The sequence below is a fragment of the Pseudaeromonas aegiceratis genome (genome assembly GCF_046254905.1).
Taxonomy (GTDB): domain Bacteria; phylum Pseudomonadota; class Gammaproteobacteria; order Enterobacterales; family Aeromonadaceae; genus Pseudaeromonas; species Pseudaeromonas aegiceratis.
The window spans coordinates 1734829-1760614 of record NZ_CP158016.1 but is presented as its reverse complement, the minus strand read 5'-3'; the positions used below and the strand labels follow the sequence as shown (position 1 = coordinate 1760614).

The following is a 25786-nucleotide window of genomic DNA, read 5'->3' as shown; positions in this document are numbered from 1 at the left end:
TTCAACTCCTCATGAGTCGGCAGGACGGCAAAACTGTCACAGGGTGTCGCGCCATATGGTCAAACTGCAAATTTGGCAGGCTTTTCAGACGACGCGGGTGTGACGGTCCTCACAGATAGCCGGCGGATCTACGGCGGCAACGTGGCAGAAGATCATCTTAAATTATTGATAACAATGGTTATCGCCCTCGGATCTGCCGTATGCCTTCCTTGTAGAAATTGACGGCACGCCCTTCCGGCCGCGTCTGAAAATATTTCAAAAACCACATGTATTGCTCGGCCCGCGGTGCCAGCAGATCCTCGATCGCCTGATTCATGCGTGCCGTGTCGGCCGTCAGATCGCCGGTGGGATACGGCGCCAGGGCCTCGCCGAACGCGAGATCGTAGCGGCCAGTGCTGGCGTCATAGCCTGCCAGCAAGGGAAAGACCCGGGCACCGGTGAGCTTCACCAACCTGGGCAAGGCCGGCAGGGTAGCCTTGGGCACCCCGAAGAAGGGCACGAACAGGCTGGCTTCCGCACCATGGTCCTGATCCGGCAGGTAGAAGAAGTGATGGCCTTCGCGCATGCTCTTGATCACCGCCTTGAGTCCGGCACTGCGCTCATACACCCGGCCACCATAGCTGGCCCGCTGGCGATTGATGAACCAGTCATACAGGCCATTCTTGGCACTGTGCATCATGGTGCACATGGGGTAGCCCTGGATGGCAAAGAACATGCCGCCGGCATCGATGGCCCAGGTGTGGGGGATCAGAATGATGACGGGGGGGCCGCCATCTTCCATAGCGGCCTTCACCTGATCCCAGCCCTGGGGCGCATAGCGCGACAGCATGCGCCGGGCAGAAAAACAGCTGGGCTCGGCAAAGGCAAAGAAGCACTGCAGCCCCACCCGGATGGAAGCCAGCAGGGTGGCCTCCCGTTCTGCCTGGGTCTGCTCGGGGAAGCACAATGCCAAGTTGGTGCGGGCGATGAAGCACTGTTTCTTGGCAAAGTGCACCACCAAGGGCGCCAGGGCGCCGGCCAGGGCATCCCGCAGCCGTATCGGCAGCCAGGCCAGCAGATACAAGGCGCCCAGGCTCAGCCAGGTCAACCAGAACCTGGGGTGAAGGTAGCGCGCCTGAAAGCGGTGGTCGAAGACGGGATCAGATTGAGACATGGCACTCCCCTGCAATAAACGGGCGGTCATGATAAAGAAAAGACCGCCCGAGATCACCCGACTAGAGCAGGGTCAGGATCTCGCCGATCAGCCTCTTCTTGCGCAGACTCGGCATCCAGCTGGCCTGCACCCCGTTGAGGGCCAGCTGCCGCAGCTGCTCCTTGCTGGCCTTCAAGTCCTTGGCAAGCGCCTCGAAATTCTCCTGCATGTAGCCACCAAAGTAGGCCGGATCGTCGGAGTTCACCGTGACGCACACATCCTGATCCAGCAACCGCAATATGCTGTGATCCGCCATCTGGTCGAACACCTTGAGGCGGGTGTTGGACAAGGGGCAGACCGTCAGGGGTATCTGTTCCTCCGCCAGACGGGCAATCAGGCGCGGGTCGTCGGTAGACCGCACTCCGTGATCGACACGGCAGACCTGCAGCTGATCCAGCGCCTCCCAGATGTAGCTGGCCGGTCCCTCTTCACCAGCATGGGCCACGGCCTTGAGCCCCAAGGCTCTGGCCCGGGCGAAGACCTGGACAAATTTGCTGGGGGGATTGCCCACCTCGGAGGAGTCCAGCCCCACCCCCTGGATCTTATCCAGGTAGGGAATGGCGGCCTCCAGGGTGGCCAGGGCATCGGCCTCACTGAGGTGACGCAGGAAGCAGAGGATGAGACAGCTGCTGATCCCCCATTGCTGCTCGGCCTTATCCAGTGCCGCCGTGATGCCTCCGACCACGGTTCCCATGTCGATGCCCCGGACTAGGTGGGTCTGGGGATCGAAAAACACCTCGGTATGCACGACATGTTGCTCGTGGCAGCGAACCAGATAGGCCCAGGTCAGATCGAAGAAGTCCTGCTCGGTCTGCAGCACGGCGGCCCCTTGGTAATAGAGGTCGAGGAATGATTGCAGATTGTGAAAGTCATAGGCGGTGGCGAGGGCCGCCACATCGGCATAGGGCAGGCTGATCCCATTGCGTTTGGCCAGGGCAAACATCAACTCGGGTTCCAGGGTTCCTTCGATATGGAGGTGCAGCTCCACCTTGGGAAGTGCGGCAATAAACTGCTTCATAGGCTTCTCTTTCAATACGTTGTGCTCTGGGTCATGATGCCAATAACTGAGGGAACCGCAAAGAGCCGAACCGCTTTCTTTACTCGGCACTGCCTATATCTTCGGCGAACTCGCCCGCTGACGTCAGAAAAGGACAGACATGAAGAAGAAAAACATCATCTGCGATATCGATGGCGTCATACTGCATAACAACCACCTGGTGCCCGGCGCCGACCAATTCGTGCACCAGCTGCTCGAGGCCAATCGTCGCCTGCTGTTTCTCACCAACTACCCGGGGCAGACCCCCAAGGATCTGCAAAACCGCTTCCAGGGTGCCGGCGTGCATGTCCCCGAAGACTGCTTCTATACCTCCGCCATGGCGACTGCCGACTTCTTGAAACGCCAGGAGGGCCGCAAGGTCTTCGTCATCGGCGAAGGCGCCCTCACCCATGAACTCTACATGGCCGGCTTCACCATCACGGATGTGGATCCCGAAATCGTGGTGGTGGGCGAAACCCGCAACTACAACTGGAACATGATCCAGCAGGCGGCCCGCTTCGTCGATCAGGGGGCCCGCTTCATCGCCACCAATCCGGATACCCACGGTCCCAACATGTACCCCGCCTGTGGTGCCCTGTGCGCCCCCATAGAGCGGATGACCGGCCGGCAACCCTTCTATGTGGGCAAACCCAGCGCCTGGATCATCCGCGCCGCACTCAACCGCATGAACAGCCACTCGGATAACACCCTGATCATCGGCGACAACCTGAAGACGGATATACTGGCGGGCTTCCAGGCGGGTCTCGAGACCATACTGGTGCTCTCCGGTGTCAGCCGCATGAGCGACATCGATACGGTGCCGTTTCGCCCCAATCACATCTATCAATCGGTGGCCGACATCGAACTCGTATAGCACCCGATGCCCAGCTTTGGCCCTTTTGCCCCAAGTTAGACAGCAAAGGGGCAATTTTGTGGATTTAAACTTGAAGCCCCCTGGCCGCTCTGGCAGATTGGGGGACGAGGAATGATAAGAACAATTTGGGCTTAACGTGGGGCCCAGCTGATTCGAGGAAAAGGAAGTATGTGTTCTATTTTTGGTATTTTGGACATCAAGTCCGATGCCGTGGCGCTGCGCAAGAGCGCCCTGGAGATGTCCAAGCGCCTGCGTCACCGTGGTCCGGACTGGTCCGGTATCTACAGCAGCGAGCGCGCCATCCTGGTGCATGAGCGGCTGGCTATCGTGGATCCCAGCACGGGCGCGCAACCCCTCTACAATCCCGAGCGAACCCATGTGCTGGCCGTCAACGGCGAGATCTACAACCACAAGGAGCTGGAAAAGCAGCTGACGGTGGACTTCCAGTTTCAGACCAAGTCTGACTGCGAAATCATCCTGGCCAAGTACAAGGAGAAGGGCGCGGCCTTTCTGGATGAGCTGAACGGTATCTTCGCCTTCATTCTCTATGATGCAGAGCAGGACGCCTACCTGATTGGCCGTGACCATATCGGCATCATCCCCCTGTACACCGGCTTCGACGAACACGGTAACTTCTACGTGGCCTCCGAGATGAAGGCTCTGGTGCCCGTGTGCAAGAGCGTGCAGGAATTCCCCCCTGGACACTACCTGTGGAGCAAGGACGGCCAGCTCACCCAGTATTATCAGCGTGACTGGATGGAATACGGTGCCGTGGAGCACAACACCAGCTCAGTGGAAGAGCTGCGGGATGCCATGGAAGCCGCGGTCAAGCGCCAACTGATGTGCGACGTGCCCTATGGCGTGTTGCTCTCCGGTGGCCTGGACTCCTCCGTGATCTCCGCCATCACCAAGAAGTTTGCCGCCCGTCGCGTTGAAGACAACGATCAATCCGAGGCCTGGTGGCCGCAGCTGCACTCCTTTGCCGTGGGCCTGCAAGGCTCGCCGGACTTGGCTGCCGCCCAGAAGGTAGCGGATCACCTGGGCACCATCCACCACGAGATCCACTTCACCGTGCAAGAGGGTCTGGATGCCCTGCGGGATGTCATCTACCACCTGGAGACCTATGACGTCACCACGGTGCGCGCCTCCACCCCCATGTACCTGATGGCCCGCTTCATCAAGGCCATGGGCATCAAGATGGTGCTCTCCGGTGAAGGATCTGACGAGCTGTTTGGCGGTTACCTCTACTTCCACAAGGCCCCCAACGCCAAGGAATTCCACGAGGAAACCGTGCGCAAGCTCAGCCAGCTGCACATGTACGACTGCCTGCGGGCCAACAAGTCCATGGCCGCCTGGGGCATCGAGGGTCGTGTGCCCTTCCTGGACAAGGAATTCATGGACGTGGCCATGCGCCTCAATCCCAAGGACAAGATGTGCGGCAACGGCAAGATCGAGAAGCACATCGTCCGTGAAGCCTTCGAGCACTACCTGCCCCACGCCGTGGCCTGGCGTCAGAAGGAGCAGTTCTCCGATGGGGTGGGTTACTCCTGGATCGACAGCCTGAAGGAGTACGTGGAGAAGGAAGTGACCGACCAGATGATGGCCGCGGCCGAGTTCCGCTTCCCCATCAACACCCCCTTGACCAAGGAAGCCTACTTCTACCGGGAGATCTTCGAAGATCATTTCCCGCTGGAGTCTGCCGCCCGCTGCGTGCCGTATGGCAAGTCGGTGGCCTGCTCTACCCCGGCGGCGCTGGAGTGGGATGCCAAGTTCAAGGAGATGGCCGATCCGTCCGGTCGAGCCGTGATGGATGTGCACAACGAGGCACTGCATCAGTGATGTGACCCTGCCCGTCACACAAAAGGAGCCTACGGGCTCCTTTTTTATCGTCCTTAATCCCCTACTACCCCATGGATCTCACTAGACACCGAGTTGACCGCGCCTGCTTTACCGACGCGGTTCAAACCCGTGGCTAGATAGATGGCTGTTATCTCGGACATGGCCGGCCCCAGCCTAATACGACTGCCCGCGCTGACGGGCTATTCGGGGCAAGCAGCGAAAACACAGCGAGTAAATAGAAGAAAGGCGTTATCGCAGGATTACATCGGCCTCTTTTAGCTGGCGACAGAGGCCCTGGCTCAAGACGAACGATGCACCGCCTGCGGCAAGGTGCACTGTGGCCGGAGACAGGCAATGAAAAAGGCGACCCTAGGGTCGCCTTTGATGCAAAACAATCGACTGGATTAGAAGTTGTATTGCAGGGCCAGAGTCCATTGGTCGTCAGCGTTATCACGTTGATCGAACAGGTACTCGGTGTAGGTGAAGAAGTTGCTGGTGAAGTTGTACTGAGCGCCCAGGATGAATTCGTTGGTCAGTTCAGTATCGGTGTCATCATTCTTGGAGTAGTTGAAACCACTCAGCAGACCCCAGTTGTCCTGGAAGTACAGGGCAGCCAGTTCATAGCTCTTGATCTTCTCTTCTACGCCAGAGGTTTCTTGCTTGGATTGGTTGTACAGGCCAGCCAGGTACAGGCCGTCACCGTAGGAACCCCAAGTGGCATCGATAGCCCAGTCTTGTTGATCAGCCAGACCATCCAGAGATTCGAACTTCTGTGCGGTAGCACCGATACCCAGGCCGAAGTCGAAGGCATAGGTCAGGGCGCCGGCATAGCCGTAATCCAGGTTGGTGGAATCGTTGGAAGAGATGTAAGACAGGCCAGCAGTCAGACCACCGTAGTTAACGTGGTAAACGGCTTGACCTTCTTGACGGCCACCGAAGTTGGTGCTGCCATCACGGTAACCCCAGTAGCTGTTACCGTAGGAACCCCACTCGTTGAATACGTCAGTAGCACCTACGACGTCATAGAAGGCAGTTTCGGTTTGACCGAATACGATGGTGCCGTAGTTGCCGGCATCGAAACCAGCATAGGCGTGGCGAACGTTGAACTTGCCGTCTTCGCTAGATTGGGCAGCAACCTGCCATTCAACGCGGGCGATACCCTTGATATCATCCGTGATCGCAGTAGATGCCTTGAAGCCTAGACGAACATCACCATTGATAGTGGAGCTGCTTTCAGAGCTGGCGGCGTCGTTGTAGAAGTTAGCCTTGGCGCGGCCAGTCATCTCAACATTGCTACCATCTTTATCGTAAATCACGGCGGCGTTGGCGGAAGCGGCAAACAGAGCCGGAATTACAACTGCAAGAATCGTCTTTTTCATATTGATATGCCTACTGTAATTAAACACTAAGTCCTTGTTTTCCCTGTTTATAGCGAATCTTCCATCACTATGGCGACGAGCCTAACATATAAAATGTGAGGTGAGCAACAGAAAAAAATGAACTTTTCCTGGTTGCGATTGTCACCACTTTATCTAATGAAATTTCACCAAGATGGTGGTGGAAAATCCCGTTAGCTGACGCCCTGATAGGGTAATGCGCAGCCGTGTGGATCCACGACGGCGCGCACTTAGGTTCTGACTTTTTTCCCCGGGTTTGGCATCATGGCGCCACCCTCGTCGTGAGAGAGAAGCCCAATGATTCCGGATGCGATAAAAGTTGCCGTACAGCAAGGTTATCGCCAGCTCAGTCAAGAGTTAGCAAATTTTGCGCCAAGGAAGGAACAGAATTACCTGGTGGCCGAAATCACCAAGGTGCTCTGTGGCCAGTATCATCGCAGCCGTCGCCTGCTGGTGGCCGAGGCCGGCACCGGTATCGGCAAATCTCTGGCCTATCTGCAGGCGGCCATTCCCTGTGCCTTGGGGCTCAATAAGACGCTGGTGATCTCCACCGCCACCCTCTCCTTGCAGGAACAGCTGATCAATAAGGATCTGCCCTTTTATGCCCAACATGTTGGCCAGCCGTTTCGTTACAGCTTGGTCAAAGGCCGTCAACGCTACTGTTGTGAACATCGCCTGGAACAGCTGGCCAGCCAAGGTGCCCAGCAAGATCTGAGCTTCGGCGAGCTGCTGGACTTCAAGCCCAATGACCAGGATAAGCAGCAGTACCAGACCATGTGGCAGGCCTATACCAGTGGCCGCTGGGCGGGCGATCTGGACAGCTGGCCCGAGACGGTGCGCAGCCAAGCCTGGGAGGCCATCGCCGCCGACCGCCACAGCTGTAACCCCATGTTTGCCCACCATAGACTCTGTCCGTTCCAGCGCGCCCGGGCCGAGCTGGATCAGTGCCAGGTGCTGGTGGTCAACCATGCCTTGCTGCTGGCCGATCTCTCCCTGGGCGGCGGTGTGATACTGCCGGAGCCGGAGAACTGCTTCTATGTGTTTGACGAGGCGCACCACCTGCCCAACATAGCCCGGGATCAGGGCGCTGCCCAGCTGCTGGTGCGGCAACACCGCGGTTGGCTGAGCCGCCTGCCCGGCCTGGGAGACAAGGTGGCACAGCAGCTCAAACGGGACGCCCTGGTCGGAGCCTGCCAACAGCTCAACGAGGAGGTGCAGGCACAACAACAGGGCTTGTTACAGCTATCGGCCTGGTTGCAGCAACAGGACGAATGGTTTGGCGAGGACGGATTGCACCGTTTCGAGTTGGGGCCCCTCCCCCCACCCCTGGTGCATTTATCAGATGAGCTGCTTACCAGCAGTCAAAAACTCCGCCGAAGCCTGGAAAAACTGAAAAACTTCACCGCAGAGGGCCTCAAGGATGGGCAGTTGCGCCAACATGGTGCAGAGCCCTTGCTGGTGGAACTCAGTCATGCCGGCCAACGGATCGAACAGGCCATCCAGCTGTGGACCCTGTTCAAGGCCTCCAGCGAAAGCCAGCCCCTGGCTCGCTGGGTGGCACAGCATATAAAGGAAAAGGATCACGGCCTGCACGCCTCCCCGCTGGAGATGGGGGGCTGGCTGGAGCGACTGCTTTGGTCGCGCTGTGCCGGCGCCATCCTGGTATCGGCGACCCTCACCGCCCTGGGCAAGTTCGACTACTTTCGTCACCAGGCGGGCCTGTTCGCCGATGAGGGGGTGCGCTTCTTGCGCCTGCAATCGCCCTTCGATTATCAGCGCGCGGAATTGTACCTACCCAGCATGCCCTGCGAACCCAGCACGCCAGGCTTTACCGGCGCCTTGATCGACAAGCTGCCCGCCCTGCTGGCGGAACAGAGTGCCAGCCTGGTGCTGTTCTCGTCCTATCAGCAGATGCAGGCGGTGGCAGAAGGGCTGCGCACCCGGCATGGGCTCAGCCTGTTGGTGCAAGGCGAGGCCTCCCGCGAAGCCTTGCTCCATCTCCACCAGACCCGCTGCGATCATCGGCAACCCAGCATACTGTTCGGCACCGGCAGTTTTTCCGAAGGATTGGATCTGCCAGGGCACTACCTCACCAACCTCATCATCACCAAGTTGCCCTTTGCCGTGCCGACCTCCCCGGTGGAGGCGGCGCTGGCAGAATGGATCACCGCCCGGGGGGGCAATGCCTTCTTGCAGATCACGGTCCCGGAGGCCTCGCGCAAGTTGATCCAGGCCTGTGGCCGCCTGATCCGCAAGGAGCAAGACACGGGCCGGGTGGTGTTGCTCGACCGCCGCGTCCTCACCAAGGCCTATGGGGCCGGTCTGCTGGCAGCGTTACCACCCTTTCGTCGAAAGATTGAACCTTGAATTAGCCCCCTTGTGGCGTTGCCGCTCTGCCATAAAGCTGTAAAAATAACCCCCGCCCCAACAGGGGCAACCATCCATTATCACGAGGATTCTTCATGCGTCTATCTATCAAGCTGCTCCTGCCGTTCCTGGGGTGGTTCGCCAGTTTTTGCGTTGCGGCGGCCGATGGCCATTTCACCCTGCCCCGTCCATACGTGATCTACCTGTTTGACGGTGCCCCCTTGAAGAAGCAACTGCTGAGCGAAACGCGCCACCTTCCTCTGGCCGCCGGGCGTCACCAGTTGGTGGTTCGTTTCGAGAACAGTTACAAGAACGGCAATGACACCGATCTTATCGCCGGCGAGCCCGTGGTCGTGGACTTCACCGTCAAGGGTGACGAGGCCCTGACCCTGGCGTTCGACTACCCGCGCACCCTGCGCGCCGCCGAAGACTTTCTGCAGACCCAGTCGGTCAAGCTGGTGGATGCCAGTGGCAAGGCCTTCCCGGCGGAGATCAAGGTGATGCCCAAGAAGGACGGCCTGCAGATCGGCCGCGACTATAAGGAAGAGCTGATGGCACTGGGCTGGTCTTATGACAGCCTGCCCCTGCCGGAAGAGCCTAGTCAGGCTGCCGCCACCACGACGGCAACCCGTGCCCAGAGCACCGTGGCCACCAGCGAGAACAAGCCGTTGGAAGCCCTGAAGCAGTGGTATATGAAGGCCGACCCGGCGACCCGCAAGGCGTTCCAGCACTGGATCATTTCACAACAATAAACACCCATGTCACCAGGGAGGTGACTGATGAAAAGCAATCGTCTAAGTTGGTATTTCCCAAAACTGGTGATGGCGGCACTGCTGTTTTTTGTTTTGCCCTCAGTCACCTGGTTGATGCACCACGGCGCCGTCCCCAGTCTGGGGGGCATCCGCCTGGAGTTTATCCTGTTTGCCGCCACCCTCCTGGGGGTGGCCTTGTATCACAACCACACCATGTGGGTCGCCTTGCTGGGCCTCATGGCCATACTGTTCGTCAAGTACCTGTTTGACGACAGCTTCTCCTTCTTCACCCACCTGTTTGGTGATGCGCACCACCACGGTGAATGGCGCATCCTGCTGAACCTCATCGGCCTCTTGTTCGGCTTCGCCATCCTGGCCAAGCACTTTGACGCCTCCAACCTGCCCCAGTGGTTCCCCCGGGTGCTGCCCACCGACTGGCGTGGCGGTTTCTTGCTGCTGGTGCTGGTGTTTGTGTTCAGCTCCTTCCTGGATAACATCGCCGCCGCCATGATAGGTGGCGCCATGGCCTATGTGATGTACAACGGCAAGGTGCACATCGGTTACCTGGCAGCCGTGGTGGCGGCCAGTAATGCCGGTGGTTCAGGCTCAGTGGTGGGAGATACCACCACCACCCTGATGTGGATTGACGGCGTAGCCCCGCTGGAGGTGGTTCACGCCTATGTGGCTGCGGTCATCGCCCTGCTAGTGTTTGGCGTCATTGCCGCCAAGCAGCAGGACAAGCACCAGCCCATGGTGCCGGCCGGTGACAAGGTGAGCCACATCGACAAGATGCGGCTGCTGGTGGTCGCCCTGATCCTGGTGATGGCCATCGTCACCAACTACCTGTTCGACTTCCCGGCCCTGGGGGTTTGGGTGGCCATACTGGCCGGTGCCCTGCTGACCAAGACCCCGTGGGACGAGCTAAAGCACGCCCTGCCCGGTACCATCTTTCTGGTCTCCCTGGTGACCTGCGCCTCCTTGATGCCGGTGGAGCAACTGCCCGCCGCCTCCTGGCAGACGGCCCTGAGCCTGGGCTTTATCTCCGCCGTGTTCGATAACATCCCCCTGACCAAACTCTGTCTGGTGCAAGGCGGATACGACTGGGGGGTGTTGGCCTACTCCGTCGGCTTCGGCGGCTCCATGCTGTGGTTCGGCTCCTCCGCCGGGGTGGCGCTGTCGGGCATGTTCCCCCAGGCCCGCTCCGTGGTGCTCTGGCTCAAGCATGGCTGGCATGTGCCCTTGGCCTATCTGATCGGCTTTGTGGTGTTGCTGTTCGCCATGGGCTGGCACCCCTTGGATCACAAGGTGCCCAGGCATCCCGCACCGGTGGCCCAGGTCCAGCAGCAGTAAGTTTTGCGGCGCCCATGGGGCGCCGCGCTTGTACCTGGCCGCCGGATCGGCGAGGATCGAGTCTTTCTTATCGCCGCGAGACCACCATGAGCCAGCTCACCGCCGACATCCAACAAAACTACGCCCTCTTTATCCAGCAAGCCCAGGACACCCAGCAGGTCTGGGCACTGCAGTTTGACGACGAATGGGTCGTCTGTGACTCCAGCGAGCAAGCTGACCGGGATGTCATGCCCGTCTGGTCCGCCCAGGCCGACGCCCAGCGCCACTGCGTGGATGAATGGGCCGACTATCAGGCCGCCCCCATCGCCCTGGAGGAGTTTATGGAGGAGTGGGTCAACGATCTGGCCGATGACCAGGTGCTGCTGGGCATCAACTGGAATGCCGATCTCGATGGCATCGAGGTGGACCCCCTGACCCTGGCCCGGGATCTGGCCGACAGCGAACTCTAACGGCCGCCCCCGCAGCCCCATTGGTCCGCTGTCGTCAAACTAGGCCATACTTCAGCCAACAGCCCGCTTGGGCCAGGGAGGAAGCATGGTGCCAGGTGTGACAGACAGCGGCCTCTATACCGACCACTACGAGTTGACCATGGCCCAGGGCTACTGGCTCGATGGCCAGGCCGAGCGGCACGCCTGTTTCGACTACTTCTTTCGCAAGGCCCCCTTCCAGGGAACCTATGCCCTGTTTACCGGCCTGTCGGATCTGCTGGACTGTTTGACGGCCTGGCACTTCGACGACCAGGCCTGTGCCCACCTCGGCACCCTGGGCTTCGACCCCGACTTCATCGCCTTTTTGGCCGACTTCCGCTTCCAGGGTGAGCTGTTCGCCCCACCCGAGGGTGAGGTGGTGTTTGCCGGCATGCCGGTGATCCGGGTGGAAGGCAATCTGGTCGAGACCCAGCTCATCGAAACCCTGCTGCTGAATCTCTGCAACTATGCGTCGCTCATCGCCACCAAGGCCGCGCGGCTGCGACAGGCGGCCGGCCCCCGGCTGCTGCTGGATTTTGGTCTGCGCCGCGCCCCCGGGCTGGGCGGACTGCAAGCCAGCAAGGCCGCTGTGCTGGGGGGCATGGATGCCACCTCCAACGTCCTCGCCGCCATGCGCTACGGCTTGGTCTCAAGCGGTACCCAGGCCCATGCCTGGATCCAGGCCCACGACGACGAGCTCAGCGCCTTTCGCCACTATGCCCGCCGCTATCCCAGCCAGTGCATCCTGCTGCTGGATACATACGATACCCTGCGCTCCGGCCTGCCCAATGCCATTCGGGTGGCCCACGAGCTGGCGGCCGACGGCCATCGCCTGCAGGGGGTCCGGCTGGACAGCGGCGATCTGGCCTACCTGAGCAAGGTGACGCGCCGCCGGTTGGATGAGGAGGGCCTGGATTACGTGAAGATCCTGGCCTCCAACCAACTGGACGAGTACCTGATCCACAGCCTGCTGGAGCAGGGTGCCCCCATCGATGCCTTTGGTGTCGGCACCCGCCTGGTGACGGGCCAGCCCGATGCCGTCCTGGATGGGGTCTACAAGCTGTGTCAGATCGACGAACGCCCCTGTCTCAAGCTGTCGGAAAACCCGGAAAAAATCATACTGCCGGGTCGCAAGCAGGTCTTTCGCTGGTACGATGGTCAGGGACGCTTCTATGCCGATGGCATTCAGTTGGCCGACGAGGCGCCGGCGACCCGTCTCACCCATCCCCGGGATCCCGAGCGCCATGTCGACCTGACCGGCTATCGCTGCGAGCCCCTGCTGCGGCCCGTGATGGCCCAAGGTATTCGCCTGGAACCGGTCGCCTCGGCTCAGACCATCGCCGCCTATGCCCGTGATCGTCTGGCCTGCCTGGCCCCGGAGCACCGCCGTTTTGACAACCCTCACCCCTACAAGGTGGGGATTTCCACCGCCTTGCTGCAGCTGCGCCAGACCTGTGTCAACGCCCAGCGAGCCAGGTTGGTCCCCTGACCGGAGAACCAGATGAAACGAGCCCTCTTGATCGTGGATGTACAGAATGATTTCTGCCCCGGCGGCGCCCTGGCGGTCCCCCAGGGGGATCAGGTGGTCCCCGTGATCAATCGGCTGCTGCCCCGCTTCCCCCTGGTGCTCAGCTCCCAGGATTGGCATCCGGCGGGCAGCCGGCACTTCGACCGCTGGCCGGTGCATTGTCTGCAGGAGAGCCCGGGGGCCGCCCTGCATCCGGACCTGCAGGCCGACGCCATCCAGGTACGCCTGTATAAGGGCACCGGCCAGGTCGATGACGGCTACTCGGCCTTCGAGGCCACCAATCTGGATCTGGCGCAAACCCTGCACCAGGCCGAGGTGGATCATCTCTATATCGTGGGGCTGGCCACCGACTACTGCGTCAAGGCCACCGCCCTGGATGCCATCAAGGCCGGCTTTGAGGTCACGGTCGTACTGGATGCGGTGGCGGCGGTGGAACTCAAACCCGGCGATGGCATCCATGCCCTGCAGGCCATGAGCCAGGCCGGCGTGCGCCTCACCCACTCCAGCGCCCTGTAGCGCAGCGTCCGCAAGGCCGGCGGTTTCTTTTGTCCGCTGGCCCCCCTACAATATGCCCCCCATTTGAGCATCAGGATCGATTTGATGAGTGCCGCCATCTTCCTGCAAGCCGGACGCGAGCGTTCCGTGCTGCGCCGCCACCCCTGGATCTTCTCCAAGGCCATCGACAAGGTGAAGGGCAAGCCCAACGCCGGTGAGCCGGTGGATCTCTTCACTCACGACGGCCGCTGGCTGGCCCGGGCCGCCTGGTCGCCTGCCTCCCAGATCCGCGCCCGGATCTGGACCTTCGATCGGCAGGAAAATATCGACACGGATTTTTTCATCAATCGGCTGCGCTGGGCCCAGGCCGGGCGGGATGAACTGATCGAGCGCCAGGGCTTGAGCGCCTACCGATTGGTGGCAGCCGAGTCCGACGGTCTGCCCGGCATCACCATAGACCGCTATAACGACTTCCTGGTCTGCCAGCTGCTGAGCGCCGGTGCCGAGTACCACAAGGAGCAGCTGTTTGCCGCCTTGCGGCAGCTCTACCCCACCTGCAGCCTGTATGAGCGCTCCGATGTGGCGGTGCGCAAGAAAGAGGGACTCGAGGAGCGGCAGGGTCTGGTCTACGGCCAGTTGCCGCCCGCCGATCTACTGATCCAGGAGAACAACGGCGTACAGATCCAGGTGGACATCCAGGGCGGCCACAAGACCGGCTTCTACCTGGATCAGCGGGACAACCGCGCCATCGCCGGGCGCTACGCCCAGGGCCGCCGGGTGCTCAACTGCTTCTGCTACACCGGCGGTTTTGGCGTCTATGCCTTGAAAGGCGGCGCCAGCGAGGTGATCAACGTGGATGTCTCCGATCCCGCCCTGGCCATCGCCCGCCGCAACGCCGAGCACAACCAGCTGGATCTGTCCCGTGCCCAGTTCATCAACGAGGATGTGTTCAAGCTGCTGCGCCGCTACCGGGAAGAGGGTCAGCGCTTCGACATGATAGTGCTGGATCCGCCCAAGTTCGCCGAGAGCAAGGCCCAGCTGCCGGGGGCCTGCCGGGGCTACAAGGACATCAACCTGCTGGCCTGCCAGCTGCTCAATCCCGGCGGCATACTGCTGACCTTCTCCTGCTCCGGCCTGATGGATGCGGATCTGTTCCAGAAGATCGTCGCCGACGCGGCCCTGGACGCCGGACGGGAGGCCCAGATCCTCGAGCGCATGGGCCAGGCGGCGGATCACCCCATCGGCACCCCCTACCCCGAAGGCTTCTACCTCAAGGGCCTGGTGGTGCGGGTCCGCTAAGCCCCTGAGTCGTATGGTCCGCTCGCCGGCTTGGGCGTAAGATACCCCTTCTGTTTGAAGGACATTACGCAGGAGTGGCCATGACAGCCATACGACTCACCCAGTACAGCCACGGCGCCGGTTGCGGCTGCAAGATCTCCCCCAAGGTGCTCGACAGCATACTGCACAGTAATCTGCCGGGCTTTACCGATCCTCGCCTGCTGGTGGGCAACGCCAGCCGCGACGATGCCGCCGTGGTGGAATTGGGGGATGGTCGCGCCCTCATCTCCACCACCGACTTCTTCATGCCCATCGTCGATGATCCCTTCACCTTCGGCCGCATCGCCGCCACCAATGCCATCAGCGATGTCTACGCCATGGGGGGCACGCCCCTGGTGGCCATCGCCATCCTCGGCTGGCCCATCGCCAAGCTGCCGCCGGAGGTGGCGGCCCAGGTGATCGACGGCGGGCGCGCCGCCTGCCACGAGGCGGGGATCAGCCTGGCCGGCGGCCACAGCATCGACTCCCCCGAGCCCATCTTCGGCCTGGCGGTCAACGGTCTGGTCAGCCTGGATGAGCTCAAGCGCAACGACACGGCCCAGGCCGGCGACCGGCTGTTTCTCACCAAGCCATTGGGGGTGGGGATCCTCACCACGGCCCAGAAGAAGGGGCTGCTGCAGGCCGAGCACGCCCAGCTGGCTCCCGAGCAGATGTGCCGGCTCAACACCCCGGGCCGCGCCTTTGCCCGCCTGAGCGGCGTCCATGCCATGACGGACGTCACCGGCTTTGGCCTGGGGGGTCACCTGCTGGAGATGTGCGAAGGCGCCAACCTGCAGGCCAACATAGACCTGGCGGCCCTGCCCCGCCTGCCGGCCCTGGATCACTACCTGCAGCAGGGCAGCGTGCCCGGCGGCACTCTGCGCAACTTCGATGCCTACGGCCACAAGCTGGCCCCCTTGAGCGAGCAGGAGCGCAATCTGGTGTGCGATCCCCAGACCAGCGGGGGTCTGCTGGTGGCAGTGGCCCCGGATAGCTGTGGGGCATTCCTGGACTGTGCGGCAGCGCAGGGCCTGCAGCTGACGTCCATCGGCGCGCTGACCGGCTATACCGGCGGCGCCCGTATCCACTGGGGCCAGCCGGCATGAGTCTGCCGACCCTGGCCGCGGATGCCGACCTGTTGTTGAGCGGCCGCCCCTTGCTCGATCTGCGGGCGCCGCTGGAATTCGCCGACGGAGCCTTCCCCCAGGCCATCAGCCTGCCGTTGATGAACGACGCGGAACGGGCCGCCGTCGGTACCTGCTACAAGCGGCAGGGCCAGGCGGCCGCCATCGCCCTGGGCCATCAACTGGTCAGCGGTGATATCCGTGCCGCCCGGCTAGATGCCTGGCTCAGTCAGATCCAGCGACACCCAGACACAGTGCTCTATTGCGCCCGGGGCGGCCTGCGCTCCGAGACGGTACAGCAGTGGCTAGCGGACGCCGACTGTGTGGTGCCCCGGGTCGCCGGGGGCTACAAGGCGCTGCGCCGCTGCCTCATCGACAGCCTGGATCGGCTCAGCGGCCAGCTGCCCCTGCGGGTGCTCTGCGGCATGACAGGCTCAGGCAAGACGGAGCTGCTGGTGCAGCTGGCCAACGGCGTCGATCTGGAAGGGCTGGCCCGGCATAGGGGCTCCAGCTTCGGCGCCCTGCCGGAGGGGCAACCCAGCAACATCGACTTCGAGAACCGCTTGAGCCTGATGCTGCTGCGCCAGCAGCGCGCTGGCGTGCCCTACCTGCTGCTGGAGGACGAGAGTCGCATGATAGGACGCTGCACCCTGCCCATGTCCCTCTATCAGGCCATGCAGCAGGCCCCCCTGGTGATCCTGGAGGCTCCCTTGGCCGAGCGGATCGCCCGGATCCAGCGCGATTATGTGGATGATCTGTGGGCCAGGTTTGCCCGCCAGACGGACGCCGATAGTGCCTGGCAGCAGCTGGGCGAGTTTTTGGGTCATGCCCTGCAGCGCCTGGAAAGGCGCCTGGGGGGCCTCTTGTGCCGCCAGCTGCAGCAGAGCCTGCAGGCCGCACTGTCGGCGCAGCAGCATACGGGGGATGCCAGTGGTCACGCCCGCTGGATAGGCCGTTTGCTCACCGAGTATTACGACCCCATCTATGGCCGCCAGCTGCAGGGCCGTCCCCAGCCGGTGCTGTTTCGCGGCGACGCCGAGGCCTGCCTTGGCTTCCTGCGCCAGTCGGTTTAAGGCCCACACCGCCAGGTGCACTTTGCCTGGCCGTTGGGCGTCCGGGGTGAGCTCACCTCAATGTTGAACAACGGAGTCGCGACATGTTGCTGTGTTTTGGTGATTCGAATTGCTGGGGCTGGGATCCGGCGGGGGGCCGCCACGCCGCCGCGCTGCGCTGGCCCGATCGCCTGGCCAGGCGGCTTGGCCAGCCCTTGCACAATCTCGGCCAGCCGGGCCGGACCCTGGCCTTCAACGACGCGGCCCGCGGACTCGTCTCCGCCCGCGACCAATGGCAGGCGGCGCTCACCGCGCAGCCTGCCTATCTGGTGCTGGCGTTGGGCATCAACGATCTGGCCGCCGGCGGCAGCCCGGATGGCATAGGCCAGGCACTCGATAGTTACCTTGAGGATTGGCAGGCGGCCGGTCGGCCGGGCCAGCTGCAGTTGCTGGCCCCGGCCCCCATTCCCGCCCTGCAGGGCCCCTGGCGCAACCTGTTTGGCCACCACAGTGCCCAGGCGCCGGCCCTGCTGCCCTTGTGGCAGGCCGCCGCGCGCCACTGGCGCCTTGCCTGCCTGGATCCCAGTGCCATGCTGGGTAGCAGCCAAGATGGCCTGCACTGGACCGCCGAAGCCCATGGCGCCATAGCTCAGGCCCTGGGCGACGCCTTTGCCGGCGCATCGGTTGGCCCTGCCGAGGGGGCAGGGTAGAATGGCCTTTTCCTGAAGACTGTGGAGCCCCCATGCTCAAGTACAAAATTCTGCCGGTCACCCCCTTCATGCAGAACTGCACTCTCTTGTGGTGTGACCAGACCAATGAGGCGGCCCTGGTAGATCCGGGCGGCGAGACCGCCCTGCTGCGTAAGGCGGTGGCCGATGCCGGCCTGGATCTGACCCAGCTGTGGCTGACCCATGGCCACCTGGATCACGTGGGGGCCGCCGACGAGCTGCGCCAGCTGACCGGCTGCCCCATCATAGGGCCCCATAAGGCCGATGCCTTTTGGTTCGAGGCCCTGCCCGCCCAATCGCAAATGTTCGGCTTTCCCCATCAAGAGAGCTTTGTGCCGGATCGCTGGCTCAACGAAGGCGATACCCTGAGCCTGGGGCAGGAGCAGTTGCAGGTATTGCATTGTCCGGGGCATACCCCGGGGCATGTGGTGTTCTACAGCCAGGCCGCCAAGCTGGCCCTGGTGGGGGACGTGCTGTTCAACGGCTCCATCGGGCGCACCGACTTTCCCCAGGGCAACCACGCCGATCTACTGGATGCCATCAATCACAAGCTGCTGCCCTTGGGGGACGAGGTGTTGTTTATCCCCGGTCACGGCCCCAACTCCACCTTCGGCCATGAGCGGGTCAGCAACCCCTTCCTCAGCCAGCCTATCTGGTGACCGGACACAAAAAAAGGCGCTCCATCGAGCGCCTTTATCTTGAAGCGGTACGCGATTAGGCGCGTACGAAGTCCAGGTGAACCACGTGGGTCTTAACCGGGTGACGTTGTACGGCAGCCAGTTTCACCTTCACTTCCTTGCCATCAACGTTCAGGGTCAGAACGTCGCTGTAGAAAGCGTCTTGCTGTTGGGCCACGTTCACCTTGTTGAAATCCAGGTTCACGGACACAGCGGCTTCGTTACCACCGTAAACGACGGCAGGGACCTTGGCGTCACGACGCAGGCGGCGGCTCGCACCTTTCCCCAGGTCGGTACGTTGTTGAGCTTCAAATACGAAAGACATAGTCATTCTCTCTTTATCTAGGTGAATTTTGGTGTCGGATGCGACCGTCCGGCACCGCGAGTAAAGCAGCGGCGGATGTTATCACCCCGGCCAGGATGAGACAAGATAAACCCTCAGCGGTGCAACCGGCGGCCATAAGCCTCCAGTCGGCGATAGAGGCTGCGGCGCGCCTGGGCATCCATGGCGGTAAAATGGCCCAGCACCTCCGCCGAGGGACAGAGCAGCTCATCGCCGATGCGCAGGCCGTCCGGATCGTTGCCCAGCCGCTCCTTGTTGCTGGCAAACAGCGCCAGCACCATCAGATAAGGATCCCCCCCCGGCGTGGTGAGAGACTGGCCGGCCCGCCACAGGGTGTCACTGCTATGACGCACCCGATAGCAGACGCTGGGCCCGCTGGACAAGGCTGTAGCCGCGATGGGCGGCTCGGCTGCCGGCGGTACGGACTCATCCAGATAGAGGGTGACAGGGCCGCGGATCCGTTCACGAAACAAGATCCGCCAACCGCTGTCGGTGGCCTCCACCGCCAAGGGCTGCACGCTGCTATCCTGGGTAAACAGCGACAGGGCCTGGGTCTGGGGGGCATAGGGCAAGGCGGCGCGGTCCACCGTCACCCAGCTTTGCTCTGCCATGACGCCCTGCTGCTGAATGGGAAGCAGCAGGCCTGCCAACAAGAGTCCCCAACTGACCATATCTGCCCCCTCTGTGCTACCCCGCCCCTGCCCTAGAGCCTAGACCACCAGGGTGCCGGATAGCGCGTCGTCGTCGCCCTGTTGCTGGGCCACCGCAAAGTAGACGTACCCCAGCTCCAGGGCCAAAAACAGCAGCCAGGCTGCCGGCAGGCTGAGGTTCAATAGCACCAGCAGGGCCTGCAACATGACCGCCGGGGTCAGGGCCAGGGCCGCCAGCCGAATGCCGGTGGCATAGGTCATGGGCAGGTTGCGCCGCCGGGCCAGCAGCAGGGCAAAGCCGCCCAACATCAGGGCCTGGAAGGTGCGATAACCCCAGTCACTCAACCAGATGAGGGGGTAGATGAACTTGCCGGCGATGCGCCGCACCTCATCAAACAGACGCCGCATCATGGGCTGATCCACCACCATGTCGGGCAACTGGCTGAACTCCATGTGCTCGGTGCGCCCCGGTCCCTTGCGCATGATGAGCTCATGCTTGGTCACCAGCACAGGCGCATCAATCTCGTCCAGGGACTGGTAATGTCCACTGGTATCGATCACCACCAGCGGCTGGTCGCCCTCACGGATCTCCACCGGCTCCTGCTGCTCTATGCTGAGGCTGCCGTCGCGAAAGTGCAGGGTCGGCACCTGACCCAGATAACCATCCAACTGCTGATCATAGAAGTGGGTGATGGCCCCCTGAACGAACCAGTAGCTGGGCAGGGTGCACAGGGCGCACAGTCCCAGCAGGTAGACAAAGCCGATGCCGCGGCCATGGCGCCCCAGGTGCTGGTAAAAGGGTTTGCTGAACCAGGCCAGCCAGGGACCACGCCACAATGAATAAGGCTGCACGCTTGCTCTCCTCGTGTTGTCGTAATGGGTTAGATATCCGTGTGGCGCGCCAGCTCGGCCTCGAGCTCCGCCACCCTCTGCCGCAGGCGCAGCACCTCGGCCTCCAGCGCCACCAGGCGATCCCCGGCCGGCGCCACCAGCGGGCTGGTGGGGGCCTCGGCACCAAACAGCTGCAGATAGCGGCTCTCCCGCTTGCCGGGCTCCCGCTCCAATTTCTGCACATGGCCCGATGCCATCAGGCGCGCCAGCACCTGATCCACCTCGCTCACCTCGCCAAAGCTGCACAGGCGTGCGGTGCGGGAGCGCAGCTCCCCAGGGGTCTGGGGCCCGCGCAGCATCAGCTCGCAGATCACCCCCAGCTCCTGGGGATCAAACTGCAGCTCGCCAAATTCACTGTTGCAGAACCTGTGCTGATACTTGGCTACCCGGGCGTTGAAGCCGGCCACGTTGTGCACCAGCCGCTTGGCCACCAGGGCATCCAGCGCGGCTTGCAGCGCCACCTCGTCCAGGTTCAGCACCGGCTCGCGATTGCTCTTCTGATTGCAGGCGTTGAGCAGGCTGTTGAAGCTCAAGGGATACTGATCCGGGGTGCTGATCTGCTTTTCGATCAGGCAGGCGATCACCCGCAGTTCCGTGGGACTGAATTTGTTCTTCATCTTGTGCTCCTCACCAATCGATGCCCTGTTGTGCCTTGATCCCGGCATCGAAGGCATGCTTGATCTTCTTCACCTCGCTGACGGTATCGGCCAGCTCCAGCAAGGCGCGATGACAGCCGCGGCCTGTCACCACCACATGCTGATGGGGCGGCCGGGCGACGATGGCCTCCAGCACCTCGTCCAGATCCAGGTAGCCATAGGCCAGCATATAGGTCAGCTCGTCCAACAGCACCAGATCGATGGTCGGATCCGTGAGCCAGCCCTTGGCCGTTTGCCAGACCGTCAGCGCGGCTTCCGTGTCCTTGGCCTTGTCCTGGGTCTCCCAGGTAAAGCCGGTGGCCATCACCGCAAAGGGGACGCCGGCCCCCGCCAACAGGCTGCGCTCGCCGCAGGCCCAGGTGCCCTTGATAAACTGGGCCACCGCCGGCTTGAGACCATGGCCCACCGCGCGGCAGACGGTACCAAACCCCGAGGTGCTCTTGCCCTTGCCATCCCCTGTGATGACGATGAGCAAGCCCCGCTCCTCCTGGGCGGCGGCGATGCGCGCATCTACCTTCTCCTTGAGGCGTTGCTGCCGGGCCTGGTGACGCTCGGCCTTCTGTTGTTCATCTACCATCGACGTCTCTCCACTGTGGGGACAGGAGCGCCCCCAGGCGCCCCATGTCCAGATGTGCTGCCAGACAATCCGCCAACCTATCCAGGGCGGCCAACTGCTGGGCTTGATAATCCTGCGGTGCCTCGACCCGGGCGCCGGCCCAGGCCAACACGGCCGCCAGGGCCGCCGGCTCGTCAAACAGGCCATGCAGATAGGTGCCCGCCACCTGGCCATCGGCACTCTGGGCGCCATCCAGGGTGCCGTCGGCAAGACGCAGCACGGCGGTCGCGTCCCCTACCTCGGAGCGGCCCTGATGAATTTCATACCCCCGCACCGGCGCCTGATGGTCACCCAGCTGCAACTGGCCCTGGCTGTGGCACAGCTGCTTGTCCGGCGCCAGGGTGGTGCGCACCGGCAGGTACCCCAGGCCGGCACTGGTGCCGGCAGGTCCCTCCAGCCCCAGGGGATCGGCAATGCTCTCTCCCAGCATCTGGTAACCCCCGCAGATCCCCAGCACCTTGCCACCATAGCGCAGGTGACGGTCGATCTGCGCTCCCCACTGGGCCTTGAGCAGGGCCAGATCCGCCCGCACATTCTTGCTGCCAGGCAGGATCAGCAGATCGCACGGCGGCAAGGGGGCATGGGGTGCCACGTAGCTCAGCTCAACCTGGGGGTGCAGCCGTAACGGATCGAAGTCCGTATGGTTGCTGATCCGCCCCAGCACGGGCACCGCCACCCGGATCAGCGCCTGGCTGGTGTGATCCCGGGTCATGATGGCATCCTCGGCGGCGATCTCCAGATCCTGCAGATAGGGCACCACCCCCAGCACCGGCTTGCCGGTGCGCTGTTCCAGCCAATCTAGCCCCGGCTGCAGTAGGGCGACGTCACCGCGAAACTTGTTGATGATAAAGCCCTTGATCCTGTCCTGCTCGCTTTGGCTGATCAAGGCCAAGGTCCCCACCAGCTGGGCAAACACGCCACCGCGATCGATGTCGGCCACCAGGATCACCGGACAGTCTACCGCCTCGGCAAAGCCCATGTTGGCAATATCCCCCTGGCGCAGGTTGACTTCCGCCGGGCTGCCCGCCCCCTCCACCAGGATCTGGGCAAAGCGTGCACGCAGGCGATCGTGGGCCGCCAGCACGGTAGCCATGGCCACCTGCTTGTAGTCGTGATAGGCCGCCGCCTCCATGTCCGTCACCGCCCGACCATTCAGGATCACCTGACAGCCGGTGTCCGACGAGGGCTTGAGCAACACGGGATTGAAATCGGTATGGGGTGCCAGTCCCGCCGCCAAGGCCTGCACCGCCTGGGCCCGGCCAATCTCGCCACCTTCAGCGGTCACGGCGCTGTTGAGGGCCATGTTCTGCGGCTTGAACGGCGCCACCTGATGCCCCGCCCGGGCCAACAGGCGGCACAGCCCCGCCACCATCAGGCTCTTGCCGGCATCGGAGCTGGTGCCCTGCACCATCAGGGTCTGGGCGGCGGGGTACGCTATTATGCGGGACGCCATTGTGCCTCCTCTTGCCACAGCAACTGCTGGGGTAATGCGGCCAGTTGCCGGATCTGACACACCTCACCGGGCCAGCACCAGATGCGGGTCAGGCTGGCGTAGGGCAGATGCAGGGCGCTCTGCAGCGCCCCCTGACGCCAGTCCGCCCCCAGCAGATGACCCAGGATCTGGCGGATGACGCCGCCATGGGTCACCACCAGCAGCCGTTGTGCCCCCAGCTGGGCCAGCAGCGCCTGCCAGGCCGCCAGCACCCGGTCATGAAAGACCGCCAGGGGCTCGGCCTCCGGCAGGGTATGGACGGCGGGGGCCTGCCAGAAGGCCTCCAGTTCGGCCCACTGGGCCGTCAGTTCGCTAAAAGGCCGGCCGTCGAAACGACCGAAGTCCAGCTCGGCCCACTCGGGCAAGACAGCCAGCGGCAGTGCCCACCGCCTGGCCAGCGCCTGGGCTGTGTGCAGACAGCGGATCCGCGGCGAGCTGATGATGCCGTCATAGGGGCAGTCCTGGGCAAACAGGGGGGCCAGCAGTCCCTGGGCGCCGGCCGCCAAGGCCACCTCGGTCCGGCCATAGAGGGCCGGCTCGCCGGCCACGGGACCGTGACGCAGCAGATGGACGCAACCGGGCTTGTCAGTCATGGGACCCTCCTTGATGCTGGGTGGGCGCGCCTTTGAGCCACAACGGCAGTCCTGCCGCCACGAAGGCCACGCGCCGGGCCTGGGCCGCCAGCGCCTGGTTGAGGCGGCCCGCCTCGTCGACGAAGCGGCGGGATAGGGCCCCCATCGGCACTATGCCCAGCCCCACCTCGTTGCTCACCAGCAGCACCTCGCCGGGCAGCCCGGCCAGTTGGTCGAGCAGCTCGGCCATACAGGTGGCCAGGGCGGCCTCATCCGGCGGCTGGGGCTGACACAACAGATTGGTGAGCCACAGGGTCAGGCAATCCACCAGCAAGAGGGTATCGGCCGCCGCTTCGCGGCGCAGGGTCGGCACCAACGCCAGCGGCGCCTCCACCAGTCGCCAGTGCGCCGGACGTCTGGCCTGGTGATGAGCGATGCGCGCCGCCATCTCCTCATCCCCCGCCTGGGCGGTGGCGATATAGGTGACGGCCTTGCCGCTGCCGCGGGCCAGCCGCTCCGCCAGGGCCGACTTGCCGGAGCGGGCGCCGCCGAGAATTAGCGTCACATGGGCCATACCGGTCCTCCGGCCAGCCGGGTGGCCAGCAACAGGTAGATGAGCAGCTCCGCCAACTGCTGGGCGGCGCCCAGGCAATCCCCGGTGTAGCCCCCCAGATGGCGGGTGAGAAAACGCACCAGCCAGATAAACAGCAATCCCAGCAGCAACAGACAGGTCAACGCCAGGGGCCAGGGCAGCAGGCACAGGGCCAGGCCACCGCCCGCCAGCAGGCCCAGCAGATCCCGCCAGGCCCACTCGCCCACCACCGCCTTGGCCTTGGCGGACTCCACTCGCACGTAGGGCAAGACGAACATCAGGCTGCCGGCCAGGGTGCGGGACAAGGGCTGGGCCAGCAACAGGGCCCACCAGGGCGCCGGCAGGCTGAGCAGCAGGCAGAACTTGAGCAACTGGCTGAGGATGAGGGCCAGAGCGCCATAGCTGCCGACCCGGGAGTCCTTCATGATGGCCAGCTTCTTGGCGTGATCGACCCCGCCGCCCAGGCCATCGCACATGTCGCTGAGCCCATCCTCGTGCAGGGCACCGGTGAGCAGCAGCCCCAACACCAGGGTCAGCAGCACAGCCACCGGCTGGGGCCAGATCTGGCTGGCCCCCCACAGGCCCAGGGCCAGCAGGGCCCCCAGCAGCCAGCCGATCACGGAGAAATAGCCGATGGCCCGCTGCTGCGCCTGAGGTGAATATTGGGTGCGTGCCGGGATAGGCAGACGGGTAAAAAACGCCAGTGCCAGGCAAAACTCGTTGGCCACCCGCCGTCCTACCATCAGACGGTGACTCCGGCTGACTCGAAGCTGGCCATGTCGTTGTAGAAGCTCACCGCCGCCTGCAGCAGCGGCAGTGCCAGCGCGGCCCCGGTCCCCTCGCCCAGGCGCAAGCCCAGATCCAGCAAGGGCTCGGCCTCCATGGCCGCCAGCAGGCGGGCGTGCCCCGGCTCGGCGGAGCCATGGCTGAACAGCATGTAATCCCGGCAGGCCGGCGCCATGCGACACGCCACCAAGGCGGCCGCACTGACGATGAAGCCGTCGATCAGCATGGGCACCCGCGCCTCGGCGGCGGCCAGAATGGCCCCACAGATCTGCACCAGCTCGAAGCCACCCAGCTCCGCCAGCAAGGCCTGGGGGTCGGTCTGGCCCGCCACCCGGGCGACCGCCTGCTCGATCAGCGCCTGCTTGTGGGCCAGTTGTGCGTCGCTGATGCCGGTGCCCCGACCGATGCAGTCCCCCACCGGCAGATCTGTGAGGGCCGCCAGCAGGGCGGTGGCCGCCGTGGTGTTGGCGATCCCCATCTCGCCGAAGGCCAGCAGACCGGCCCCGGCGGCGATCTCGCGCCGCGCCACCTCGCCCCCCCACTGCAAGCCCTGTTGGCACTGGGCCGGACTCATGGCGGCGGTCTGGGCCAGGTTGGCGGTGCCGGCCCCCAGGCGCCGCAGGATCAGGCGCGGATCCTCGATGGGCTCCAGGATACCGGCATCCACCACCTTCAGCTGCCAGCCCAGGGTCCGGCAGAAGCAGTTGATGGCGGCCCCCCCGGCGAGGAAGTTCAGCACCATCTGCCGCGTCACGGCGGCGGGGGCTATGCTGACCCCTTCGGCCGCCACACCGTGGTCGCCGGCAAACACCAGCAGGGTGGGGCTGGGCAGGCTGAGCCGCTCTGACTGCTGGATGAGGGCCAACTGCAGGGCAACCCGCTCCAGCTGTCCCAGGGCGCCCTGGGGCTTGGTCTTGTTGTCGATACGGGCCTGGATCTGGGCCTGGGCGGTACGGTCGAGGGCTGAGATGGCGCATGGAGCGGACATGGGCG

General features: G+C 63.3%; 26 protein-coding genes. 13 read left to right on the top strand and 13 right to left on the bottom strand.

The annotated features are described in order from the left end of the window. Positions 1-178: 178 nt before the first annotated feature. Together lpxM and ABHF91_RS08385 are read right to left on the bottom strand one after the other, a co-directional pair. Positions 179-1153, bottom strand: coding sequence for a lauroyl-Kdo(2)-lipid IV(A) myristoyltransferase (gene lpxM, locus ABHF91_RS08390; protein ID WP_409423004.1), 975 nt, complete (start codon positions 1151-1153; stop codon positions 179-181). Positions 1154-1214: 61 nt separating this feature from the next. Then, the gene (locus tag ABHF91_RS08385) at positions 1215-2210 is read right to left on the bottom strand and encodes an adenosine deaminase (protein ID WP_409423003.1); all 996 of its coding nucleotides are present in this window, start codon (positions 2208-2210) and stop codon (positions 1215-1217) included. 139 nt (positions 2211-2349) lie between these two features. Here ABHF91_RS08385 and ABHF91_RS08380 point away from each other — a divergent pair, with 139 nt between their 5' ends. Beyond that, positions 2350-3102 (top strand): HAD-IIA family hydrolase, encoded by a 753-nt coding sequence (locus ABHF91_RS08380; RefSeq protein ID WP_409423002.1) that lies wholly within the window; start codon positions 2350-2352, stop codon positions 3100-3102. A 168-nt stretch (positions 3103-3270) separates the two neighbouring features. Further along, positions 3271-4941 (top strand): asparagine synthase B, encoded by a 1671-nt coding sequence (gene asnB / locus ABHF91_RS08375; protein ID WP_409423001.1) that lies wholly within the window; start codon positions 3271-3273, stop codon positions 4939-4941. A gap of 404 nt (positions 4942-5345) precedes the next feature. On the opposite strand, the gene ABHF91_RS08370 is transcribed toward asnB, so the two are convergent. Further along, complete coding sequence (locus tag ABHF91_RS08370) at positions 5346-6320, bottom strand: porin (protein WP_409423000.1); 975 nt, start codon at positions 6318-6320, stop codon at positions 5346-5348. A 315-nt stretch (positions 6321-6635) separates the two neighbouring features. Between ABHF91_RS08370 and dinG the strand changes: the two genes are divergently transcribed. The 11 genes from dinG (at position 6636) to ABHF91_RS08315 (ending at position 18177) form a co-directional block, all read left to right on the top strand. Next, the gene (gene dinG / locus ABHF91_RS08365; RefSeq protein WP_409422999.1) at positions 6636-8705 is read left to right on the top strand and encodes an ATP-dependent DNA helicase DinG; all 2070 of its coding nucleotides are present in this window, start codon (positions 6636-6638) and stop codon (positions 8703-8705) included. Between the two features lie 95 nt (positions 8706-8800). Beyond that, a complete protein-coding gene (locus tag ABHF91_RS08360; protein ID WP_409422998.1) occupies positions 8801-9457 on the top strand; it encodes a DUF2057 family protein in 657 nt (218 codons plus the stop codon). Between the two features lie 27 nt (positions 9458-9484). Then, the gene (locus ABHF91_RS08355; protein ID WP_409422997.1) at positions 9485-10807 is read left to right on the top strand and encodes a citrate transporter; all 1323 of its coding nucleotides are present in this window, start codon (positions 9485-9487) and stop codon (positions 10805-10807) included. 86 nt (positions 10808-10893) lie between these two features. After that, positions 10894-11256, top strand: coding sequence for a DUF2750 domain-containing protein (locus tag ABHF91_RS08350; protein ID WP_409422996.1), 363 nt, complete (start codon positions 10894-10896; stop codon positions 11254-11256). 85 nt (positions 11257-11341) lie between these two features. Beyond that, positions 11342-12763 carry a nicotinate phosphoribosyltransferase gene (locus ABHF91_RS08345; protein WP_409422995.1) on the top strand — a complete coding sequence of 474 codons (1422 nt, stop codon included), beginning with the start codon at positions 11342-11344 and terminating at the stop codon, positions 12761-12763. Positions 12764-12775: 12 nt separating this feature from the next. Then, positions 12776-13318 (top strand): nicotinamidase, encoded by a 543-nt coding sequence (locus ABHF91_RS08340; protein ID WP_409422994.1) that lies wholly within the window; start codon positions 12776-12778, stop codon positions 13316-13318. 84 nt (positions 13319-13402) lie between these two features. Continuing rightward, positions 13403-14596: a class I SAM-dependent methyltransferase gene (locus tag ABHF91_RS08335; RefSeq protein WP_409422993.1), complete on the top strand. Its 1194-nt coding sequence runs from the start codon at positions 13403-13405 to the stop codon at positions 14594-14596. An 80-nt stretch (positions 14597-14676) separates the two neighbouring features. Continuing rightward, positions 14677-15720, top strand: coding sequence for a selenide, water dikinase SelD (selD, locus tag ABHF91_RS08330; protein ID WP_409422992.1), 1044 nt, complete (start codon positions 14677-14679; stop codon positions 15718-15720). Beyond that, a complete protein-coding gene (mnmH, locus tag ABHF91_RS08325; RefSeq protein WP_409422991.1) occupies positions 15717-16811 on the top strand; it encodes a tRNA 2-selenouridine(34) synthase MnmH in 1095 nt (364 codons plus the stop codon). Before selD ends, mnmH begins: the two co-directional genes overlap by 4 nt. 83 nt (positions 16812-16894) lie before the next feature. Beyond that, positions 16895-17500: a GDSL-type esterase/lipase family protein gene (locus ABHF91_RS08320; RefSeq protein ID WP_409422990.1), complete on the top strand. Its 606-nt coding sequence runs from the start codon at positions 16895-16897 to the stop codon at positions 17498-17500. A gap of 32 nt (positions 17501-17532) precedes the next feature. Continuing rightward, positions 17533-18177 (top strand): MBL fold metallo-hydrolase, encoded by a 645-nt coding sequence (locus ABHF91_RS08315; RefSeq protein ID WP_409422989.1) that lies wholly within the window; start codon positions 17533-17535, stop codon positions 18175-18177. A 55-nt stretch (positions 18178-18232) separates the two neighbouring features. On the opposite strand, the gene rplY is transcribed toward ABHF91_RS08315, so the two are convergent. The 10 genes from rplY to cobT form a co-directional block, all read right to left on the bottom strand. Further along, positions 18233-18520: a 50S ribosomal protein L25 gene (gene rplY, locus ABHF91_RS08310; RefSeq protein ID WP_409422988.1), complete on the bottom strand. Its 288-nt coding sequence runs from the start codon at positions 18518-18520 to the stop codon at positions 18233-18235. Positions 18521-18633: 113 nt separating this feature from the next. Further along, on the bottom strand, positions 18634-19209 hold the full coding sequence (locus ABHF91_RS08305; protein WP_409422987.1) for a hypothetical protein: 576 nt from the start codon (positions 19207-19209) through the stop codon (positions 18634-18636). Between the two features lie 39 nt (positions 19210-19248). Further along, a complete protein-coding gene (locus tag ABHF91_RS08300; protein WP_409422986.1) occupies positions 19249-20040 on the bottom strand; it encodes a DUF1189 family protein in 792 nt (263 codons plus the stop codon). Between the two features lie 29 nt (positions 20041-20069). Next, complete coding sequence (locus tag ABHF91_RS08295; RefSeq protein ID WP_409422985.1) at positions 20070-20696, bottom strand: YceH family protein; 627 nt, start codon at positions 20694-20696, stop codon at positions 20070-20072. Between the two features lie 10 nt (positions 20697-20706). Further along, a complete protein-coding gene (gene cobO, locus ABHF91_RS08290; RefSeq protein WP_409422984.1) occupies positions 20707-21312 on the bottom strand; it encodes a cob(I)yrinic acid a,c-diamide adenosyltransferase in 606 nt (201 codons plus the stop codon). Continuing rightward, positions 21302-22804 carry a cobyric acid synthase gene (locus ABHF91_RS08285; protein ID WP_409422983.1) on the bottom strand — a complete coding sequence of 501 codons (1503 nt, stop codon included), beginning with the start codon at positions 22802-22804 and terminating at the stop codon, positions 21302-21304. The genes cobO and ABHF91_RS08285 overlap by 11 nt, the downstream gene beginning before the upstream one ends. After that, entirely contained in the window at positions 22789-23436 is a 648-nt protein-coding gene (locus ABHF91_RS08280; protein ID WP_409422982.1) for a histidine phosphatase family protein, read from the bottom strand. Before ABHF91_RS08280 ends, ABHF91_RS08285 begins: the two co-directional genes overlap by 16 nt. Continuing rightward, positions 23429-23989, bottom strand: coding sequence for a bifunctional adenosylcobinamide kinase/adenosylcobinamide-phosphate guanylyltransferase (gene cobU, locus ABHF91_RS08275; RefSeq protein WP_409422981.1), 561 nt, complete (start codon positions 23987-23989; stop codon positions 23429-23431). The genes ABHF91_RS08280 and cobU overlap by 8 nt, the downstream gene beginning before the upstream one ends. Continuing rightward, a complete protein-coding gene (locus ABHF91_RS08270) occupies positions 23977-24750 on the bottom strand; it encodes an adenosylcobinamide-GDP ribazoletransferase (protein ID WP_409422980.1) in 774 nt (257 codons plus the stop codon). The genes cobU and ABHF91_RS08270 overlap by 13 nt, the downstream gene beginning before the upstream one ends. Then, complete coding sequence (cobT, locus tag ABHF91_RS08265) at positions 24750-25781, bottom strand: nicotinate-nucleotide--dimethylbenzimidazole phosphoribosyltransferase (RefSeq protein ID WP_409422979.1); 1032 nt, start codon at positions 25779-25781, stop codon at positions 24750-24752. The genes ABHF91_RS08270 and cobT overlap by 1 nt, the downstream gene beginning before the upstream one ends. Positions 25782-25786: the final 5 nt, after the last annotated feature.

What these genes read in the sequence shown, in the direction of transcription:
- ABHF91_RS08270 (WP_409422980.1), bottom strand. Translation starts at nt 24,750, where the DNA reads ATGGTAGGACGGCGGGTGGCCAACGAGTTTTGCCTGGCACTGGCGTTT.
- cobT (WP_409422979.1), bottom strand. Translation starts at nt 25,781, where the DNA reads ATGTCCGCTCCATGCGCCATCTCAGCCCTCGACCGTACCGCCCAGGCC.
- ABHF91_RS08370 (WP_409423000.1), bottom strand. Translation starts at nt 6,320, where the DNA reads ATGAAAAAGACGATTCTTGCAGTTGTAATTCCGGCTCTGTTTGCCGCT.
- ABHF91_RS08360 (WP_409422998.1), top strand. Translation starts at nt 8,801, where the DNA reads ATGCGTCTATCTATCAAGCTGCTCCTGCCGTTCCTGGGGTGGTTCGCC.
- ABHF91_RS08380 (WP_409423002.1), top strand. Translation starts at nt 2,350, where the DNA reads ATGAAGAAGAAAAACATCATCTGCGATATCGATGGCGTCATACTGCAT.
- lpxM (WP_409423004.1), bottom strand. Translation starts at nt 1,153, where the DNA reads ATGTCTCAATCTGATCCCGTCTTCGACCACCGCTTTCAGGCGCGCTAC.
- ABHF91_RS08345 (WP_409422995.1), top strand. Translation starts at nt 11,342, where the DNA reads ATGGTGCCAGGTGTGACAGACAGCGGCCTCTATACCGACCACTACGAG.
- cobU (WP_409422981.1), bottom strand. Translation starts at nt 23,989, where the DNA reads ATGGCCCATGTGACGCTAATTCTCGGCGGCGCCCGCTCCGGCAAGTCG.
- ABHF91_RS08285 (WP_409422983.1), bottom strand. Translation starts at nt 22,804, where the DNA reads ATGGCGTCCCGCATAATAGCGTACCCCGCCGCCCAGACCCTGATGGTG.
- ABHF91_RS08295 (WP_409422985.1), bottom strand. Translation starts at nt 20,696, where the DNA reads ATGAAGAACAAATTCAGTCCCACGGAACTGCGGGTGATCGCCTGCCTG.
- ABHF91_RS08305 (WP_409422987.1), bottom strand. Translation starts at nt 19,209, where the DNA reads ATGGTCAGTTGGGGACTCTTGTTGGCAGGCCTGCTGCTTCCCATTCAG.
- rplY (WP_409422988.1), bottom strand. Translation starts at nt 18,520, where the DNA reads ATGTCTTTCGTATTTGAAGCTCAACAACGTACCGACCTGGGGAAAGGT.
- ABHF91_RS08280 (WP_409422982.1), bottom strand. Translation starts at nt 23,436, where the DNA reads ATGACTGACAAGCCCGGTTGCGTCCATCTGCTGCGTCACGGTCCCGTG.
- cobO (WP_409422984.1), bottom strand. Translation starts at nt 21,312, where the DNA reads ATGGTAGATGAACAACAGAAGGCCGAGCGTCACCAGGCCCGGCAGCAA.
- ABHF91_RS08315 (WP_409422989.1), top strand. Translation starts at nt 17,533, where the DNA reads ATGCTCAAGTACAAAATTCTGCCGGTCACCCCCTTCATGCAGAACTGC.
- asnB (WP_409423001.1), top strand. Translation starts at nt 3,271, where the DNA reads ATGTGTTCTATTTTTGGTATTTTGGACATCAAGTCCGATGCCGTGGCG.
- mnmH (WP_409422991.1), top strand. Translation starts at nt 15,717, where the DNA reads ATGAGTCTGCCGACCCTGGCCGCGGATGCCGACCTGTTGTTGAGCGGC.
- selD (WP_409422992.1), top strand. Translation starts at nt 14,677, where the DNA reads ATGACAGCCATACGACTCACCCAGTACAGCCACGGCGCCGGTTGCGGC.
- ABHF91_RS08340 (WP_409422994.1), top strand. Translation starts at nt 12,776, where the DNA reads ATGAAACGAGCCCTCTTGATCGTGGATGTACAGAATGATTTCTGCCCC.
- ABHF91_RS08385 (WP_409423003.1), bottom strand. Translation starts at nt 2,210, where the DNA reads ATGAAGCAGTTTATTGCCGCACTTCCCAAGGTGGAGCTGCACCTCCAT.
- ABHF91_RS08335 (WP_409422993.1), top strand. Translation starts at nt 13,403, where the DNA reads ATGAGTGCCGCCATCTTCCTGCAAGCCGGACGCGAGCGTTCCGTGCTG.
- ABHF91_RS08355 (WP_409422997.1), top strand. Translation starts at nt 9,485, where the DNA reads ATGAAAAGCAATCGTCTAAGTTGGTATTTCCCAAAACTGGTGATGGCG.
- ABHF91_RS08350 (WP_409422996.1), top strand. Translation starts at nt 10,894, where the DNA reads ATGAGCCAGCTCACCGCCGACATCCAACAAAACTACGCCCTCTTTATC.
- ABHF91_RS08320 (WP_409422990.1), top strand. Translation starts at nt 16,895, where the DNA reads ATGTTGCTGTGTTTTGGTGATTCGAATTGCTGGGGCTGGGATCCGGCG.
- dinG (WP_409422999.1), top strand. Translation starts at nt 6,636, where the DNA reads ATGATTCCGGATGCGATAAAAGTTGCCGTACAGCAAGGTTATCGCCAG.